The sequence below is a fragment of the Acetobacter lambici genome (assembly GCF_011516885.1).
Lineage (GTDB): Bacteria > Pseudomonadota > Alphaproteobacteria > Acetobacterales > Acetobacteraceae > Acetobacter > Acetobacter lambici.
The window spans coordinates 1-527 of record NZ_WOTD01000187.1 but is presented as its reverse complement, the minus strand read 5'-3'; the positions used below and the strand labels follow the sequence as shown (position 1 = coordinate 527).

The 527-nt window shown below is 56.4% G+C and carries 1 pseudogene and 1 riboswitch; the pseudogene reads left to right on the top strand.

Features of this window, described 5'->3' with window-relative positions:
• Nucleotides 1-60: 60 nt before the first annotated feature.
• Nucleotides 61-138: riboswitch (Fluoride riboswitch) on the top strand.
• Nucleotides 139-173: 35 nt separating this feature from the next.
• Nucleotides 174-527 (top strand): annotated as a pseudogene (locus GOB86_RS15795) (voltage-gated chloride channel protein); the annotation flags it as partial.

The window sequence follows — 527 nt, the reverse complement described above, 5'->3', positions numbered from 1 at the left end:
AAAGTTTCTTTTCCCCTTACAGATTTATCATTGACATGAGGCAACGGATAAATCGTAGTGTGACGTAACGGCAATGGACTCTGCCTGACTTCGTAAAGAAGTCGAACCGCCCCAAGGGCTGATGACTCCTACCTCGCCATAATGGCACGTGAGGGAGGAGTGTGTTCAGGGTCATGGGTCGTCTTCCGCTGTTTCAGAATTCCATCGTAGTAAATATTCTCGCCGTTCTGCGCTGGAGCGGGCTTTTGCTGCCTATGGCAGCCTGCGTCGGCACGTTATGCGCCGTCTTCCTCTGGGCGCTCGATCATGTCACCGACTATCGCTTCGCCCATCCCGGCCTGCTGTGGTTCCTGCCGGTGGCAGGCGTTGTCGTTGGGCTGGCGTATCACTGGTTCGGGCGTTCCGCCGAAGGGGGTAACAATCTGATCGTCGATCAGATCCATGAACCGGGTGGCGGTGTGCCACTGCGTATGGCTCCTCTTGTTCTGATCGCCACCGTCGTCAGCCATCTGTTCGGGGCCTCAGTC